This is a genomic window from Burkholderia sp. HI2500 (assembly GCF_002223055.1).
Taxonomy (GTDB): domain Bacteria; phylum Pseudomonadota; class Gammaproteobacteria; order Burkholderiales; family Burkholderiaceae; genus Burkholderia.
This window is the reverse complement of sequence record NZ_NKFL01000006.1, coordinates 360,911-376,173: the sequence shown is the minus strand read 5'-3', so window position 1 is coordinate 376,173 and position 15,263 is coordinate 360,911. Positions and strand designations below refer to the sequence as shown.

Annotated in this window: 16 protein-coding genes and 1 tRNA gene; 10 read left to right on the top strand and 7 right to left on the bottom strand. The window is 68.3% G+C overall.

What is annotated here, in order from left to right; genetic code table 11:
* The first annotated feature begins 37 nt into the window (after positions 1-37).
* Positions 38-1,339 (top strand): NCS2 family permease, encoded by a 1,302-nt coding sequence (locus CFB45_RS19410; protein WP_089426935.1) that lies wholly within the window; start codon positions 38-40, stop codon positions 1,337-1,339.
* A 249-nt stretch (positions 1,340-1,588) separates the two neighbouring features.
* Here CFB45_RS19410 and CFB45_RS19405 read toward each other — a convergent pair whose 3' ends face one another.
* Complete coding sequence (locus CFB45_RS19405) at positions 1,589-1,876, bottom strand: DUF1488 domain-containing protein (protein WP_011354308.1); 288 nt, start codon at positions 1,874-1,876, stop codon at positions 1,589-1,591.
* A 240-nt stretch (positions 1,877-2,116) separates the two neighbouring features.
* Positions 2,117-2,392, bottom strand: a complete 276-nt coding sequence (locus tag CFB45_RS39495) for a DUF2964 domain-containing protein (RefSeq protein WP_264163869.1) — start codon at positions 2,390-2,392, stop codon at positions 2,117-2,119.
* A 336-nt stretch (positions 2,393-2,728) separates the two neighbouring features.
* Between CFB45_RS39495 and CFB45_RS19395 the strand changes: the two genes are divergently transcribed.
* The 8 genes from CFB45_RS19395 to CFB45_RS19360 all read left to right on the top strand — a co-directional run bounded on the left by CFB45_RS19395 (position 2,729) and on the right by CFB45_RS19360 (position 8,172).
* Complete coding sequence (locus CFB45_RS19395; RefSeq protein WP_089426934.1) at positions 2,729-4,630, top strand: sigma-54-dependent Fis family transcriptional regulator; 1,902 nt, start codon at positions 2,729-2,731, stop codon at positions 4,628-4,630.
* A gap of 87 nt (positions 4,631-4,717) precedes the next feature.
* Positions 4,718-5,020, top strand: a complete 303-nt coding sequence (locus tag CFB45_RS19390; RefSeq protein WP_089426933.1) for a 2Fe-2S iron-sulfur cluster-binding protein — start codon at positions 4,718-4,720, stop codon at positions 5,018-5,020.
* Between the two features lie 58 nt (positions 5,021-5,078).
* Complete coding sequence (locus tag CFB45_RS19385; protein ID WP_089426932.1) at positions 5,079-5,573, top strand: SRPBCC family protein; 495 nt, start codon at positions 5,079-5,081, stop codon at positions 5,571-5,573.
* 92 nt (positions 5,574-5,665) lie between these two features.
* Positions 5,666-6,043 carry a DUF2946 domain-containing protein gene (locus CFB45_RS19380; RefSeq protein WP_089426931.1) on the top strand — a complete coding sequence of 126 codons (378 nt, stop codon included), beginning with the start codon at positions 5,666-5,668 and terminating at the stop codon, positions 6,041-6,043.
* Between the two features lie 302 nt (positions 6,044-6,345).
* On the top strand, positions 6,346-6,711 hold the full coding sequence (gene copC, locus CFB45_RS19375; RefSeq protein ID WP_089426930.1) for a copper homeostasis periplasmic binding protein CopC: 366 nt from the start codon (positions 6,346-6,348) through the stop codon (positions 6,709-6,711).
* 80 nt (positions 6,712-6,791) lie between these two features.
* Entirely contained in the window at positions 6,792-7,238 is a 447-nt protein-coding gene (locus tag CFB45_RS19370) for a copper chaperone PCu(A)C (protein ID WP_089426929.1), read from the top strand.
* 31 nt (positions 7,239-7,269) lie between these two features.
* On the top strand, positions 7,270-7,443 hold the full coding sequence (locus CFB45_RS39050) for a hypothetical protein (protein ID WP_166895179.1): 174 nt from the start codon (positions 7,270-7,272) through the stop codon (positions 7,441-7,443).
* A gap of 99 nt (positions 7,444-7,542) precedes the next feature.
* A complete protein-coding gene (locus CFB45_RS19360; RefSeq protein ID WP_089426928.1) occupies positions 7,543-8,172 on the top strand; it encodes a LysE family translocator in 630 nt (209 codons plus the stop codon).
* A gap of 15 nt (positions 8,173-8,187) precedes the next feature.
* Here the strand turns inward: CFB45_RS19360 and CFB45_RS19355 are convergent, their stop codons facing one another.
* The gene (locus CFB45_RS19355) at positions 8,188-9,513 is read right to left on the bottom strand and encodes a leucine-rich repeat-containing protein kinase family protein (protein ID WP_089426927.1); all 1,326 of its coding nucleotides are present in this window, start codon (positions 9,511-9,513) and stop codon (positions 8,188-8,190) included.
* A 141-nt stretch (positions 9,514-9,654) separates the two neighbouring features.
* Here CFB45_RS19355 and CFB45_RS19350 point away from each other — a divergent pair.
* A tRNA-Leu gene (locus CFB45_RS19350) sits at positions 9,655-9,739 on the top strand.
* Between the two features lie 192 nt (positions 9,740-9,931).
* Here CFB45_RS19350 and CFB45_RS19345 read toward each other — a convergent pair.
* The 4 genes from CFB45_RS19345 to CFB45_RS19330 are packed head-to-tail and all read right to left on the bottom strand — an operon-like array spanning position 9,932 to position 15,215.
* The gene (locus CFB45_RS19345) at positions 9,932-11,179 is read right to left on the bottom strand and encodes a RhtX/FptX family siderophore transporter (RefSeq protein WP_089429047.1); all 1,248 of its coding nucleotides are present in this window, start codon (positions 11,177-11,179) and stop codon (positions 9,932-9,934) included.
* A gap of 22 nt (positions 11,180-11,201) precedes the next feature.
* Positions 11,202-12,713 carry a PepSY-associated TM helix domain-containing protein gene (locus CFB45_RS19340; RefSeq protein ID WP_089426926.1) on the bottom strand — a complete coding sequence of 504 codons (1,512 nt, stop codon included), beginning with the start codon at positions 12,711-12,713 and terminating at the stop codon, positions 11,202-11,204.
* A gap of 1 nt (position 12,714) precedes the next feature.
* Positions 12,715-12,978: a hypothetical protein gene (locus CFB45_RS19335; protein WP_089426925.1), complete on the bottom strand. Its 264-nt coding sequence runs from the start codon at positions 12,976-12,978 to the stop codon at positions 12,715-12,717.
* A complete protein-coding gene (locus CFB45_RS19330; RefSeq protein WP_089426924.1) occupies positions 12,978-15,215 on the bottom strand; it encodes a TonB-dependent siderophore receptor in 2,238 nt (745 codons plus the stop codon). The genes CFB45_RS19335 and CFB45_RS19330 overlap by 1 nt, the downstream gene beginning before the upstream one ends.
* Positions 15,216-15,263 lie beyond the last annotated feature (48 nt).

Here is a 15,263-nt window from a genome sequence, read left to right as displayed (position 1 = left end):
AACAAGCAACACGACAACCGACCGGAGAAACGCCTTCATGGAATCCATCAAGCGGTATTTCGGCTTCGCTGAAGCCGGCACCGACTTCCGCACCGAAATACTCGCGGGCGTCACCACGTTCCTGACGATGGCCTACATCATCTTCGTCAACCCCGCGATCCTCGGCGACGCCGGCATGCCGAAGGAATCCGTGTTCGTCGCGACCTGCCTCGTCGCGGCGCTGGCGTCGCTCATCATGGGGCTGTACGCGAACTACCCGATCGCATGCGCGCCCGGCATGGGCCTGAACGCGTATTTCGCGTACACGGTCGTCAAGGGAATGGGCTTCACGTGGCAGGCCGCGCTCGGCGCGGTGTTCATCTCCGGCTGCCTGTTCCTGCTCGTCACGCTGTTCCGCGTACGAGAGGCGATCGTCAACGGCATTCCGAAATCGCTGCGGATCTCGATCACCGCGGGTATCGGCCTGTTCCTCGGCATCATCTCGCTGAAGACGTCGGGCGTGATCGTCGGCAACCCGGCCACGCTCGTCACGCTGGGCGACCTGCACAAGCACGACACGATCCTCGCGATCGTCGGCTTCTTCACGATCGTCACGCTCGACCACCTGCGCGTGCGCGGCGCGATCCTGATCGGCATCATCGGCGTCACGATCCTGTCGTTCTTCTTCGGTGACAACCAGTTCCACGGCGTGTTCTCCGCGCCGCCGTCGATCGACGCGACGCTGTTCAAGCTCGACATCGGCGCCGCGCTGTCGACCGGCATCATCAACGTGATCCTCGTGTTCTTCCTCGTCGAGCTGTTCGACGCGACGGGCACGCTGATGGGCGTCGCGAACCGCGCGGGCCTGCTCGTCGAAGGCAAGATGAACCGCCTGAACAAGGCGCTGCTCGCCGACAGCACGGCGATCGTCGCGGGCTCGGTGCTCGGCACGTCGTCGACCACCGCGTATATCGAAAGCGCGTCGGGCGTGCAGGCCGGCGGCCGCACGGGCGTGACGGCCATCACCGTCGCGGTGCTGTTCCTCGCGTGCCTGTTCATCGCGCCGCTTGCCGGCGTCGTGCCGGCCTACGCGACGGCACCGGCCCTGCTGTACGTGTCGTGCCTGATGCTGCGCGAAATGGTCGAGGTGCCGTGGGACGATGCCACGGAAGCCGTGCCGGCCGCACTGACCGCACTGCTGATGCCGTTCACGTACTCGATCGCGAACGGCGTGGCATTCGGCTTCATCGCGTACGGCGGCCTCAAGCTGCTGACCGGCCAGGCCCGCTCGGTCAAGCCGATCGTGTGGCTCATCGCAGCCGTGTTCCTGTTCCGCTTCTTCTATCTCGGCAGCGAATGACGGCGGCGCTTCGGCGCGCGGCATGATGCACGATGAAAAAACGCCACCTTCGGGTGGCGTTTTCGTTTTCGCATGATTCTTCTGCGATCCTGACGAATCGACACGCACGGCCATGCCGACGCGCGGGCAACCCGGCACAGCCCGCATACGAAAATGCCGCCCGGCCCCGCCGAACGGCATTGCGTGCAAGGCAACGTCTTCGCGTGCGCAGCGTTCAGCGACGTGCGCCGCCAGACGGGCGTCGTGTCGTCAGCGCCAGTTGGCCTCGTAGAAGCGGACGTAGCCGCTGCGCAGCGTCACGCATTGCGCACGCGTCTCCGACAGCAGGCGACGTGCAGCCGCCTCGATACGATCGCGGTGCTGGTCGAATGCGCCGACCATGTCCTCGAAGCGCGGCGACGCCGCGCCGAAGTGATCTTCCAGCGCCTCGGCGGTGATCTGACATTGGACGCGCTCGCCATTGACCAACGCCGTGAACGCCAGCATCAGGTCGCGCCCCGAATACTCGGGCTTCTCGTTCGTGAAATGGATCTGCATGGGAGCCGCCTCGACCGGTAGAAAACGAATGACCGCGTCCGTCGTCCGCTACCGGCCGGACGAAATGTACGCGGGCTCGCCGGCGGAGGCACTGCCCGCGGGGATAGGCGCGGACAATGCATGCCGGTTGATTTCCACTTTAGACGGTTTCGCGCAGGAGACAAATTTTCCGGCGTGCGTCGTTCCGACGCGCATTTCGTCAGATCAGCGCGGCATCCGGCACCGTTTCGGAAACCGGCGTCAGTGAGGGTCGTTCGGCCAGACGTTGAGCGCGATGGCAGCCGTCGTGGCGCCCACCGCGATCGCGGCCGCCCCGTATCGCACCGCATCGGTCAGATCGAACAGCAGCCCGTGGATCGCCACGGCGATGCCGCCCAGCATGATGAATGTGGCGATGGCCGCCAGCACGACTCTCAGTTCCGTCCGAACCATGATGCGTCTCCCGAACGGATGCATGTCGCGTCGCATGCATGTTGCAATGCGGAACACGGCGCGTGCGTGCTCCATTTCCATCATTGCAGGCGGGCATTTAAAAGCAAGGGGATTTTGTTCGCGGTCGCGCTTCGTACGCGGCGCTTGTATGATGATGCGTACCCGGATGGCTGCCGTTCGCACACCGATGGTGCGCCGCACGCGAAGGCGGGAATCCGTAGAGGATTTCGGTGCGTAGGCGTGCGCCGGATCGGCCGATTTCGAGGAGCATGGGGCCTGAGTGAGTGTTGAAATGCTCACCGGGTTCGACCGCGAAGCATGGGACATCAGTAAGCGCTGAAGTGCTAACTGCTGCCGACCGCGAAGCATGGGACAGCAGTAAGCGCTAAAGCGCTAACTGCTGTCGACAGGAGACAAGTCATGCCGCAACCTTTCGTGCTGCCCGCCACCGCGGGTCGCACCGACCTGCTCGCGCAGGCGCATGCGCGTTCGACCGCGGTCGGCCTGCGCGCGCACGAACGCCCGGATTTCTCGCCGCTGTCGCGCCTCGCGCTGCGCGAACTGCTCGACACGAATCACGCACTGTTCTCGCACGCCCGCCCGGTGATGGAGAACCTTCACGCGCAGATCGCCGACACGCAAAGCCTCGTGCTGCTGACCGACGCCGACGGCGTGATCCTGCACAGCATCGGCGACGCGGACTTCATCGAGAAAGCCAACCGCGTCGCGCTGTGTACCGGCGTGTCATGGACGGAAGGCGCACGCGGCACCAACGCGATCGGCACCGCGCTCGCATCGGGCCAGGCCGTCGCCGTGCATGGGTCCGAACACTTCCTGCGCGCCAACCACATCCTCACCTGCTCGTGCGCGCCGATCTTCGATCCGTTCGGCCGCACGCTCGGCACGCTCGACGTGAGCGGCGACCCGCGCGGCTCGAGCCCGCATACGCTCGCGCTCGTGCGGATGTCCGCGCAACTGATCGAGAACCACCTGTTCGCGAACCAGTGCGCGGAAGCGTTGCGGCTGCGCTTTCATGCACACGAGGAATGCGTCGATTCGCTGTTCGCCGGGCTCGTCGCCTTCGGCCCCGACGGCGGGCTGATCGCCGCGAACCGCAGCGCGCAATTCCAGCTCGGCGCATCGTTCGATGCACTGCAGCATCAAGCCAGCGACGCGCTGTTCGGCATGCGCTTCGGCCAGCTCGCGCAGCAGGCGGCGCGCGCGCCCGGCGCGATGTTCCGCCTCACGCTGTCGACCGGCGTCCGCGTGCTGGCGCGCTGCGAATTCGCGGAAGCACACAAGACCACCGTCGCCGTCACGCCGCCCACGCCCGCCGCACGGGTGCGCACGCCGGACCCCGACACGATCACGTTCGCGACGCTCGACACGGGCGACGCACGCATGGCCGCCGTGCTCGAACGCGTCGCGAAGATCCGCGGGCGCGACCTGCCGCTGCTGATCCTCGGCCAGACCGGCACCGGCAAGGAATGGCTCGCCCGCGCCCTGCACCAGGCATCGCCGCGTGCGGACGGCCCGTTCGTCGCGGTCAACTGCGCGGCGCTGCCCGATTCGCTGATCGAGGCCGAACTGTTCGGTTACGAGGACGGCGCATTTACCGGCGCACGCAAGCGCGGCAGCCCCGGCAAGATCGTGCAGGCCGACGGCGGCACGCTGTTTCTCGACGAAATCGGCGACATGCCGCTCGCGCAGCAGGTCAGGCTGATGCGCGTGCTGCAGGAACGCGCGGTGATGCCGCTCGGCGGTGCGCGCGCGGTGCCGGTCGACGTGCGGGTGGTCTGCGCGACCCATCGCGACCTGCGCGCGATGATCGCGGAAGGCACGTTCCGCGAAGACCTGTTCTACCGGATCAACGGGCTCGCGGTCACGCTGCCGGCGCTCGCCGCACGCACCGACCTGCCCGCGCTCGTCGAGCGGATTCTCGCGCGGCTCGCGCGCAGCGAACCGATGCCGCGCCGTATCGCGGCCGACGTGCTCGACGCGTTCACGCGCCACCGCTGGCCCGGCAACCTGCGCCAGATGACCAACGTGCTGCGTACGGCCGGCATGCTCGCCGAAGACGAAGCGGAAATCACGCTCGCCCATTTGCCCGACGATTTCTGGCTCGATTGCGACGACGCACCGGCAGCGCCCATCGCGGCGCCGGCCGCATCGGCCGCCACGCACGAAGGCACGACACTGCAAAGCCATCAGGCCGCGGTGATCGACGCCGTGCTCGCGCGGCATGGCGGCAACGTGTCGGCGGCCGCGCGCGAGCTCGGCCTCGCCCGCAATACCGTGTACCGGCACCTGCGCCGGCATTGACGCCGGCGGCCGGCCGGCGCCGGCCGCCAGCACGTTCGGGTATGCTTGGCGCGTTGCCGCCGAACCGCCGCCCGCCCTGCCTCCGCCATGACCGATCCGGAACACCTGCCCCTCGTGCGCATCGAGCCGCTCGGTGCGACCTTCGATGCGCCCGATTCGCTGACGCTGCTCGAAGCCGCCGCGTTCGCGCACGTGTCGCTGCCGCGCTCGTGCCGCAACGGCACGTGCCGAAGCTGCCTTTGCCGGATCGTCAGCGGCAGCGTACGCTACACGATCGAATGGCCGGGGCTGAGCCGCGAGGAAAAGGCCGACGGCTATACGCTGCCGTGCGTGGCCGTCGCGACGTCGGACCTCGTGCTCGACGTGCCCGACGCGGTCATGCTCGACTAGACGCGGCGTGCGCTCGCGCATGCCGTCCAGCAAAGGTTGATCCGGAGTGGAGAACGTCATGACCCAGCAAACCGATCGCATCGAAAAACAGGCCCAGCTCAACGCATCGCCCGACCGCGTGTGGGAAGCCGTCAGCAATTCCGGCGAATTCGGCCAGTGGTTCGGCGTCACGTTCGACGGGCCGTTCGCGGCCGGCCAGCCGCTGTTCGGCCGCATCACGCCGACACGCGTCGACGACGACGTCGCCAAGGCACAAGAGCCCTACGCGGGCACTGTGTTCGAAATCGTCGTCGATCGACTCGAGCCGAAGCAACTGTTCTCGTTTCGCTGGCATCCGTTCGCGATCGACCCGAATTTCGATTACGCGTCCGAGCCGATGACGCTCGTCACGTTCACGCTCGCCGCACAGGCCGGCGGCACACTGCTCACGGTCACCGAAACGGGCTTCGACCAGTTGATCGAAGCGCGCCGCGCGAAGGCGCGCGAGATGAACGACCAGGGCTGGGCCGCACAGATGACGCTGATCACGAAATACCTGGCGAAGCACGCGTAGCGCGCCGCCACGCCGCAGGTTCGTGCCGACATGCGCATCGACGTGCGTGGCATAATCCGCTCCATCGTCGCCTGTACGTCACCGCGCATCGCATGCTGAGTCGTCGCCTCCGGAAGATCGGCAGTCTGATCGGGATGCTCGCCATCCTGATGACGGCGCTCGCGCCGACGATCTCGCAGGCACTGACGTCGCAGCAGCGCGTCGAGACGCTGCTGGCCGGCTACTGCTCGGCCGCGCCGGCCACCGGCGAGCCCGCCGCCGATTCGTCGCAGAAGAGCCTGACGGCCCACCTCCAGGCATGCGGCTACTGCAGCCTGCTTGCTCACACACCCGCACTGCCCGCGCCCGAACTGACGTTCGCGGCCAACGTGCACGTCATTCAGCACCGCGAAGCGACCCGCTTCGACAGCCTGCGCCGCGCGCTGCCGCACACGGCCGCACAACCGCGCGCCCCTCCGTTCTCGTCCTGATTCGTCGTCAATGCCCGTGATGCCATCAAGCATCGCGTGGCCCGCGCACGCCGCCGGCGTGTGCGACCTGTCACGTTTCGAAGGACGATCATGTGTCACCGTATTGCGCGCGGCGTCGTGCCGTGCGTGCGGTTGGCGGCTTCCGGCTCGTACTGTCACGCCGACATTCGCTCGCGGGCGAACGTCCGGCCGCGCACGCTCGCGCTGACGCCAGCCGCCCTCGGTGCTGCTGCGAGGGTACACGTGCATCCGTCCGTCGAATCCGTGTTGCGCCATCCGATTCGCCACTCGCACATTCGATCATGAACACCCCCTCTTTCGTTCGCGGCGCGCTCGCCGCACTCGGCTTCGTCGTCATCCAGGCCGCCCACGCTCATGCGCTTCCAAAGACGCAGGAGCCGGCCGCCGACGCCACGCTTTCGACCGCGCCGCACGCAGTCACGATCGGTTTCAGCGAAGCACTCGAGCCCGCTTTCAGCTCAATCGCCGTCACCGACAGCCATGGGCAATCGGTCGTCGACGGGAAATCGTCCGTCGATGCACGCAACCGGAAGCGCATGCAGGTCGCGCTGACCAATCTGACGGCCGGCACGTACACGGTGGCGTGGATCGCGGTGGCCAGCGACGGCCATCGCACGCAAGGCCGCTACGCGTTCACGCTGAAATGAGATCCGCGATGCGCATCGGCGTTCCGCGCCGGCCGCGTCGCCCCCTTTTCCACTGCATCCACCCATCAGGAGAACCAACCATGAAGCGCTTGATTCCGACCGGCCTGCTGTTCGCACTGCTGGCGCTGCAAGCCCCCGCCACGTTCGCCGCGACGGCCGTGCAGGCAGAAAACTGCTGGATTCGCGCGATGCCGGCCACCGTGCCGTCGTCCGGCTACTTCACGCTGAAGAACGACGGCGACGCGCCCGTCACGCTGACCGGCCTCGACTCGCCCGCGTACGGGATGGCGATGCTGCATGAAACGCAAACGAGCGGCAGCACCGCGAAGATGGTCCACGTCGACGCCGTCGAAGTGCCCGCGCACGGCACGCTGACCTTCAAGCCGAAGAGCTATCACGTGATGCTGGAGCAACCGCGCCAGGCCGTCGCGCCCGGCACGAAGGTGCCGTTCCGGCTGCATTTCGCGGACGGCTCGACGGTGTCCGTGACCTGCGACGCCAAGGCGCCGACCTACGCCGGCCAGTAACGTCCACCGCCCCCGATCGAAGGAGATGCACATGAAACATCGCCTGCCGCTGGCCGACCTGATCGTCCGCTACCGGACGCCGCTGAACGTCGCCGTGATGATCGTCTGCGGGATATGGGCCGGGTGGATCGCGTGGATGACGCGCCCCGCCGCGATCGATACGCCGCCGTCGATCCCGGCGTACTGCATGCGCGACGCCAGCTGACCCACCGCGCCGGCGTGGTTCCGGCGCAAGCCTGCGCCCATTATTGGCGTGGCATCATCGGTTCATCCCGACCGCCGGAACCGCCTCTCGGAGCGCCGCATGTCCATTCAGACCTGGATGCTGTTTGCCGCAGCCTATCTCGCCACGACGCTGTCGCCGGGGCCGAACGTGCTGCTCGTCATCCGCAACACGGTGCGCTACGGCACGCACGGTACGGCCGCGACGATCGCGGGCAACCTCGTCGCGCAAGGGGTGGTCGTGATACTCGTCGCGCTCGGCGTCGGCGCGGTGCTGGCCGCGATGCCACCGCTGTTCGTCGCGATGAAGGTGGTCGGCGCCGCGTACCTGATCTTCCTCGGTGTCCGGCAATTGCGCGGCGACCGCAAGGCCGCCGCTTCGACCGGGGCGGCGGAGATCGCCGTGCCCGACCGCGGGAAACTGTTCCGCGAAGCGCTGTTCGTGTCGGGCAGCAATCCGAAGACGATGATCTTCCTGTCGGCGTTCATGCCGCAGTTCATCGTGCACGACCGCCCGCTCGCGCTGCAGTTCGTCGTGATGTACGCGACGATCGCGTGCACGGTGGTGGTCGTTCACAGCGTCTATTCGGCCGGCGTGCGCCGCTTCCATCGCGGCTTCGGCATGAGCCGCGCGGTGCGTGCGCTCAAGCGCGCCAGCGGGCTGCTGTTCGTCGGGCTGGGGATCAGGCTGCTGACTGCGCGTCAGGCTTGAGCCGACGCGCGCTCGTCAGCGTGTGTGTGCGGCCAGCTCGGTCGCGATCTCGCCGAACGACGGCCGCGCATCGACGTCTTCATTCAGGCAGACCACCGCGAGCGCATCGAGCGCGCCCCTGCCGGCCCACGTGCGCGGTTCGCATCGTTCAAGCAACTCGCCGAGCAGATAGGCGAACGCCCGCACCTCGATCCGTTCGAATGCTGTAGCGCGCGTGCGATCGTTCACGTCATAGAGCGACGCCGCGCCGAAATCCCCGAGCAGCGCACCGCCTTCGCCATCGTGCAGGATGTTGTGCGCGTACAGGTCGCCATGCATGATGCCGCGGGCGTGCAGATGGCCCGCCACCGACGCGATGCCATGCGCGATCCGCACCGCCTCCACCGGCGTGAATTTCGCATCGGCCACATACACGTCGCGCGTGCAGGTCGCGAAGCTCGGCGGCCCGGCGAGGTTCGTGAGCGCGGGATCGACCAGTTCCATCACGAGGCCGTGCGTGCCGTCCGGATGCCCGCTCACCTTGCCGATCACCGGAATCATGCTCGGATGACGGCCGGCGTGCAGGCACGCGGCCATTTCGCAATCGGGCAGGCCGTCGCTCGTCACCGCGCCCTTGAACAGCTTGACCGCGACCGCCCGTGGCGGATGCCCGTCCGCGCGCCATTGCGCGCGGTAAATGACGCCCGATGCGCCCTCGCCCAGCTTCTGCTCGCAGGCCAGCGATGCCCAGTCGACGTTCGCGACCTCGGGCCCGGCCGACGCCGCGGCTTCCGGCGCGGCGCCGAACGGGTTGCCTGCGGCGGCGAGCCATGCGAGGCGCGGCAGGCGCAGCAGCCAGTCGGGCAGTGCGTCCAGCCGGTTCGCGGACAGGCGCACCAGTTCGAGCGCGCGGCAGGCGGCCATTTCCGCCGGCAGCGCGCGCAGCCGGTTGCCCGCGAGCATCAGCTTCTGCAGCCGCGAGCAATCGCCGATATCGGCCGGCAATGCGTCGATGGCGTTGTCGGTGAGGATCAGCCAGCGCAGCGCGCGCGGCAGCGACCCGCTCGGCACCGTTTGAATCCGGTTCGCCTTGAAGCCGATCATGTCGAGCTGCCCGCACGCGCCGAGCACGTCGGGGAACGCGGTGAAGCGGTTGCCGGACGCGAACAGGATGCGCAGGCGGTGCAGCCGCGGCAGGTCGTCCGGCAGTGCGGACAGCGCATTGCCGGTGAGGTCGAGCACTTCGAGCGTGTCGGCGAGATCGAAGATCGCGCGCGGGAATTCCGTCAACCCGCATGCGAGCTTGAGTTGCCGTGCGCCGGCGAGCTGGCCGGCCTGCAGTTGTTCGAGGGTGTGTGTCACGCGAAGAAAACAGGTGGCGGTTGCGACGATCGTCGGGTCGATCGCCCGAATTCTACCGGGATCGCCTGCGTGCATTCACCGATCTTGTCACACCCCCTTCACAAACGCGCAACGTCGCGCTAGAATTGCGCCCCTTGCAGTGCCGACGTGGTGAAATTGGTAGACACGCTATCTTGAGGGGGTAGTGGCGAAAGCTGTGCGAGTTCGAGTCTCGCCGTCGGCACCAGGATTTCTTCTCTCATCGTTGCGCGACATGCGACAAACGCATTCCGGCAACGATCGACGATCATCCCGCGCAATCGCGCACCGCTGTTTCCGATTCCCACATCAGGCTGCAACCGGGCACCATGCTGCTGCGAATTCGCGCGCTCCCGACTGCCGTCCGGACAGCCGGAAGCGTACGCGTACGTCATGTCACTCACGACGCCAGCGCATCCTCCCCCTTCACCGCATACGCCGCCTCCCGCCGCCGCAACCGCATTGCGATCAACGCGGCCAGCACCGCCAACGCCACACCGGCGAGAAACCCGCCCGTATAACCCACCTTCGCGGTCAGCGACAAAATCGTCGACGACGCGATCAGCTCGCCGAGATCGCGCGTGCTCTGCACGGCCGTCACGTCGGTGCCGGCCTGGTCGCTGCCGCCCGCGAAGCGCATGCCGGCCGTCATGATCGACACCGACGTGATCCCGGTCGCCAGCGAACCGAGCACCGTGCACAGCCACGCCCACGACGACGCCACCGGCAGCCATCCGCTCGCCTGCGCGAACCACAGCAGCGCGGCCGCGCCCGCACAGCTCACGCCGGCCGTAAACGCAGGCCACAACCCGAGCCACCGGACAAGCCACGCGCCGCCGCCGCATCCGAGCACAACCGTCACGATGCCGCCGGCCATCCCGAGCTTCCCGATCGCGTCGAGCGACCAGCCCGCGTCGTTGAGAAACAGCTTCGACAGGCCGAAGCCCGATACGGCCGTCATCGCCGACAGCAGCGCGAGCGACAGCAGCGACCACGAACGCGGCCGCTTCGCGAAGCGCACGAGGCTCGCGTTGGGTTCGGCTTGCACCCGTGCACGATCCGCATCGCTCGGCAGCACCCACAGCACGCACGCGAGGCTCGCGAGCGGCACGGCAGCCAGCGCGAGAAACGCGGCACGCTGCCCGAACAGGCCGATCAGCGTCAACGTGCCGGCGCCGCCGCCGAAGAAGCCGATCATCACGCCCGCGATCTGGATCGCGTTGATCTTCGCGAGCGTGTCGCCGCTGAAGTGCTCGGCGGCCATTCCGTCGTTCGCGATGTCCTGCGTCGCGCTCGCGAGCGACGCGACGGCCAGCAGGCCGACCGCCCACCCGGCCGTCGCGACCGTCATGCCGATCTGCGCGAGGCTGCCGAGGCACAGCACGACGAGCGTCTGCATCGGCAGCATCCAGCTGCGCCGCCGCCCGATGCGTGGCGACCAGCGGTTGTCGACGACGGGCGCCCACAGGAATTTCACGACCCACGGCAAACCGACGAGCGGCAGGAACGCCAGTGCGTGAAGCGGCGCGCCGTCGTGGCGCAGCAGGGTCGGCATCGCGTCCATCGCAATGCCGATCGGGATTCCCTGTGACAGGTAAAGCAGCGTGATCGTGATGACCAGGCGCCGATGTTCGAGCAGATCGCGCATCGAAGTCTCCAGTTGCATGACATTAAAAAGGTTCAGCGCCGGCCGGCATGCGCGCGGGCCGCAGCGCATCCCGGCGCGGACGGCGCGCGGCACGCAGCAGCAACGCGCCGAATGCGACGAGTGCCGCGTCGATCGGCCAGTACACGGGTTCGCCCGCGCCGAGCAGCGCAATCGCGCAGTGCGTCACGCCGGCCAGCCCGTACGCGGCACCGGCCGCGCGCATCAGCCTGCGCAGCCAGACCGCGCGATCGGCCACGCACGCCGCCAGCGCGACCGCGCCGCCCCACACGGCCCAGAACAGCATCGCGAGCACATGATCGACGTGCACGCCAGCGGGCAACGCACGCCCGGCGAACAGCAGTACGCCGCCCGCGAGCACGAGCCCGCCGCAGGTGCCGACGGCGGCGGCGGCCAGCACGTTCGCGGAGCGATCCTGCTGCGCGCGCCGCCGCTCGATCCACAAATGCAGCCCCGTCGCGCACAGCGCGCACGCGGCGAGCCCCATCAGGAAATGCACGACGCGCAGCACGCCGCCCATCGCCCCCACCCAGCCGTATTGCGCGAAGTGCAGCGGCTGCACCGCGATGAAGGTGCGCAGCCAGAAGCCTCGGCCGCGCGACGTGGCATCCGCGAGCCATTGCCCGTCCGCCGCGCGATACAGGTGACGCTCGAACACCGCCGTGCTCGGCAGGCCGGCGGTCGTACCGGCAATCTCGACGCGCGCGTTCGCATCGCCCCAGCCATGCAGCACGACCGCTTCGGGCCGGAAATCCGGCATGCGCGCCGCGTCGCGCCGCAGCAGCGCATCGAGATCGGGCGCGCGTTGCCACGCGCCGCCGGCTGTTGCAGGCGGCGGCCCGCCGAGCAGTTCGGCGAACGCACGCTGCGGCTGCCCCGGATACGCGACGCCCGCGAGCGACACCGTGCCGAGCGCGCCGAGCCCCGACAACGCGCCGGTGAACGCGAACAGCACGAGCCACGGCGAGCCCCACAGGCCGATCCCCGCGTGCAGGTCGAACAGCGCGGCGCGCAATCCTTTGCCGCGCCGGATGCGCGCGGCATCGGGCCAGCGCCGGTGATGCACGATCAAGCCCGCGACGATGAGCACGAGCAGCACGATCCCCCACAGGCTCACGAAGATGCGCCCGGGAAAGCCCGCGAACAGCGTCTTGTGCAGCGTGACGAGCAACGCCGCGCGTCCGCCGTCGGCCAGCCGCTTGCCCGTCGCCGGGTCGAGCGCCAGCGTGCACGCCTGGCGCGCGTCGCAGAAACGGATCGCCGGATCGTCCGGTCGCGGCAGCACGACGCGCGCCTCGCGCAACGGCACGCCGAGCGCCGCTGCGCGCGCAACGAGTTCATTCAGCGAAAGCGACGGCCGCGCGACGGCGACCGACGACGGCCGCCACCAGCCCTGCATCGAATCGGTCGCGAGGCTCCACGTGCCGCTGAACAGCACGACGAACAGCACCACGCCGAACAGCGCACCGGCGCCGCGATGCAGCGCGCGCCAGCGTGAACGCAATGACGCGTCCATGTCAGCGCCCTCCCCAGCACATCGCGCACGGCACGAGCACCGCGAGCCATGCACCCGCGCGCCACGCGGCCTGCCGCCGCCCGGGCGCGACGAGCACCCACAGCAGCGCGGCGACGCCCGCGGCAAGCGACAGCAGCACGGCCGCGTAGAGCCGGTTCAGGCCGTCGGCCGGGTAATGACGGGCCAGCGTGACCGCGAGCGCGATCGCGCCCGGCAGCACGCCGCCGATCGCCAGCACCGCCCGCGTCCCCCAGCCGCCCGCCATCAGAACTGCCCGCGCACGGTCAGCATCACGTTGCGCGGTTCTCCGTAACGGTTGTTCCAGCCCGGGTTGCTCAGGCTCAGGTAGTACTTGCGGTCGAACAGGTTGTTGACGTTGACCGCCGCGCTCCAGTGCTTGTCGTAGCGGTAGCCGAGCCGCACGCTCGCGAGCGCGTAGCCGCCCTGGCTCATCGTGACGCCGTTCGCCTGCGCCGAGTAACTGCTCTGCACCTGCACGCCGCCGCCGACGCTCCAGCGCCGCTCCTGCCACGGCAGGTCGTAGTTCGTCCACAGCCGGAACAGGTGGCGCGGGTTCAGCAGCGGCGCGAACGACGAGCCCGCGTTCGCGAGGTTGTCCGCGTAGCGCATCGTGTCGTACGTGTAGCTCGCCCATACGCTCCACCACGGCGTGATGCGGCCGTTCGCCTCGAATTCGAAGCCCTGGCTGCGCACGCTGCCGCCGTTCACGTAGTAGCAGTTCGGCCCCGCGCACGGATGCGCGAGATCGACCTGCGGGTTGTTGTCGAGATCGATGCGGAACGCCGCGAGCGACACGTTCAGCTTGCCGCCCGCCAGTTCGCCCTTCACGCCCGTCTCGTAGGTGCGCCCCTTCACCGGCGTCAGGATGCCGCCGCCCCACATCGATTTGGTTTGCGGTTGGAACACTTCCGCATAGCTCGCGTACCACGACCAGTCGTGCGCGAAATCCCAGATCAACCCGCCGTACGGCGTGAACTGGTGGCCGGTGTTGTAATGCGCGCCGAGGCTGTCCTGGTTCCACCAGCTCAGCCGGCCGCCGAGCACGAGCGTGACGGGTTCCGCGAGCTTGATGCGGCCGAGCCCGTACACGCCCTTCTGCGAGATGTCGTTCTGCTGCGACTGCTGGTACGGGCCGACGTCCGGCTCGGGCACGCTGCTCGGGTTCCAGCGGTACACGTTCACCGGCGTGCCGACCACGTTGCCCTGCAACTGCGCCGACATCTGCCCGCTGCTGCTGTTCGCGTAGGTCACGCCGAACAGCAAATCGTGCGTGAGCCCGAACGCATGCACCGGGCCCTGCACGTTCGCGTCGAGGCTGCGGCTGTAGCTGCTGAACTGGTACGCGCCGCCCGTGAGCGCACCGCCCGCGCCGGTCGCCGGGTTGATTGCGCCGAACGAGCCCGCGTACTTCAGGTCCGAGCGCACGCTCTGATATTCGCCGCTGACCTTCGCCTTCCAGCCGGCGCCGAGCTTCTGCTCGACCGACGCGAACGCGCGCGTCGTGTCCCAGTCGAAGTGGCCCCACGCGGTGTCGAGGAACGTCGAGCGCGACAGGCCGAGGCTCGATCCGTCCCGCGCCATCGGCACGCCGGACATGTCGGGTATCGAACGCGTCGTCTGATACTGCGCGCCGAACGTGAGCAGCGTGTCGCGCGTCACGTCGACTTCCGTGATCCCGTAGATCGAGCGCGTGTCCTGCTTCGCATGGTCGTAGAAGAAATGGCGATCCTCGTACGCGGCGACGAGCCGGCTGCGCACGGTGCCGGCCGCATTGAGCGGGCCGCCGATGTCGGCTTCCGCGCGATAGCGGTCCCAGCTGCCGACGCTCACGCTCGCGTTCGCGGAAAACTGGTACTGCGGCCGCTTGCGCACGAGGTTGACCGTCGCGGCCGGGTTCCCCGAGCCGTGCAGCAGGCCGTTCGCGCCGCGCAGGATTTCCACGCGTTCGTACACGGAGATGTCCTGCGGCGCGCTCGCCATGTCGCCGATCACCACCGGCACGCCGTCGAATTCGAACGAATCGACCTTGAAGCCGCGCACGAAATACGCGGTGGTAAGCAGCACGTACGGCTGCACGGTGACGCCCGCCGATTGCTGCATCACCTCGTCGAGCGAGAACAGGTTCTGCTGGTCGATCCGCTCGCGCGTCGTCACGCTGACCGACTGCGGAATCTCCCGCAACGCCAGCGGCATCTTGCCGACCGTCGCCACCGACGGATCGTCGGCCACGCCGCGCGACGCGGTCACTGAGATCGCCTTCAGCTCGCCCGCGGCGGACTTCGCGGCGGTCGTGCCCTCCTTCCGGACTTCCGCGCCGGACGCCGGCGCAGAGGCCGGCGCCGTCTCGGCGAACGCCGCCGCCGGATGCGCGGCGATCAGCAGGCCCAGATACAGCGACGGACGCCAGCGCCGTCGCTCCAAACGGGCGACGCGTGCGCCCTTCGTCCTTGATCTCCCAGGTTCCAGCACCTCGTACCGCATTCACGCCCCCGTATTTGATAATCATTCTCATTATCAAATAGAACCGGC